Annotated in this window: 1 protein-coding gene and 1 pseudogene; both read left to right on the top strand. The window is 36.9% G+C overall.

The annotated features are described in order from the left end of the window. On the top strand, window positions 1–1,156 hold a 1,156-nt coding region (locus tag GFJ36_RS16930; protein WP_194956673.1), incomplete at its 5' end, for a M60 family metallopeptidase. 137 nt (window positions 1,157–1,293) lie between these two features. Then, a pseudogene (locus GFJ36_RS16925) lies at window positions 1,294–1,983 on the top strand (IS4 family transposase); the annotation flags it as partial.

Here is a 1,983-nt window from a genome sequence, read left to right as displayed (position 1 = left end):
GCCACTATTAAATAAGTATGATGAAATGATTCGAGCGCAAGATAGGATATCGGGGCTATCTGAAACAGAGCCTAATCCTTTACATCGCTCAACTCGTCGCATTTGGGCCTTTGTAGAAAACCCTAACGCACAAAGTTGGGGGATGTATGCAAGTTGGGATGGAGCTGTCTTTACGACTGCTGGTGAAGCAATCAAAAGTACTTTAAATGTCAATGAGTTTGGATGGGGACAAATGCATGAAGCGGGACATGCACGACAACAATATCCATGGACTTGGAATGATTTAAGAGGTATGGGTGAAGTCACTGTTAATCTATATTCTTTAGCTGCATTCAAGAAAATATACCCAAATCAACCAACACGTTTAGATACAGAGGGAGATTATAATAGAGCTTTTGCTTACTTAAAACAAACGAATAAAGAATATAAAAACATTGACGACCTGTTTGTAAAACTTGTTATGCTTTGGCAGCTTCATTTAGCATATGGTGATGATTTTTATCCAAATCTCCACAAACTATATCGAGAGTTACCAGAGGATCAACTTCCAAAAACGGACGAAGATAAAATACAAGCATTTATTTACAATACTTCAAAGGTAGCAAAACAAAATTTACTTCCTTTCTTTGATCAATGGGGGCTGAAAGCATCAACAGAAACACGACAAAAAATCGAAGCTTTGAATCATCCAACATTAATTGCCCCTATCTGGGAAGCGACGGATGCTAAACCTGTTAAACCACTTGCTGTATTGTCTAAAAAAATAATGAAAGCAAGTGCAAATAGTGAGGAATCAACGGGTTCAGCTAGTAAGGCGATAGATGGAAAGACAGATACATTTTGGCATAGTAGTTGGACACCAAATCAATATCCTTACAATTTGACACTAGAACTTGGTGATACACGTACCATTTCACAATTGGCATATCTTCCAAGGCAAGATGGGTCAGAAAATGGCCGTATTTTAACTTACAATATTTATACGAGTGTAGATGGCGTTAAGTATGACAAAATATCATCAGGAACATGGGAAAATAATAGTAATAAGAAAAATGCAACATTTAATCCTGTTACTGCAAAATATGTTAAAGTAGAAGTAACAAATGGACAGAATGGATTTGCTTCAGCAGCTGAAGTAGATATTTTGGGATATTAATTATTTAAACAAATGGCTGAGGTTCTTCAATTGATTGAGAGACATAAAACATCGGTATCAAGCTAAAAAAGTGTATCCGTAAAGAAAAAAAACGCTATTCTTTTTGTAGAAATACAGAGAAAGGATGGCGTTCTTTTATGACTCTATCAATTCAGGATGAATTTCAGTTGTTCGCTAAAGAAATACAGCGATATCTATCTCCACATATTCTTCAACAACTTGCACAAGAGACAGGTTTTGGAAAACGTAAAAGTAAGTATGGCGCGCTTGATTTGGCTGCTTTATGTATCTGGATTAGTCAACATGTAGCAAGTGATTCTCTCACTTAATTATGTAGTCAGCTTTATGCAAATACAGCTACACTCATAAGTCCAGAAGGACTGAATCAACGCTTTAATCCAGCAGCTGTCGCATTTCTTCGAGAAGTTTTTACTTCTCTTCTCACACAAAAACTCTGTTCAAATCACTCACTTTCTGCACATATAATCTCTACTTTCAATCGTATCCGTATTCTAGATGCAACAGTGTTTCAACTGCCCGATCAATTCGCCACTAACTATCAAGGTTCAGGTCGGAGTAGTAATAAGGCAGGCGTGAAAATCCAATCGGAATATGATTTACTTAATGGTCAATTCCTTAACGTGCAGCTTGGACCAGGAAAAAACAATGATAAAACATACGGTACCATCTGTCTTAAAACCGTAGAAGCAGGCGACTTGTGTTTACGTGATCTTGGTTACTTCGATTTAGGAGACTTACAAGCCATTCATGATAAAGAGACTTACTATATCTCGCGGTTGAAGTTGAATACACGCATTTATATCAAG

Source organism: Bacillus sp. EE-W1 (assembly GCF_009760835.1).
GTDB classification, from domain to species: Bacteria; Bacillota; Bacilli; order Bacillales; family Bacillaceae_G; genus Bacillus_A; species Bacillus_A wiedmannii.
This window is presented reverse-complemented; position numbering and strand designations above follow the sequence as displayed.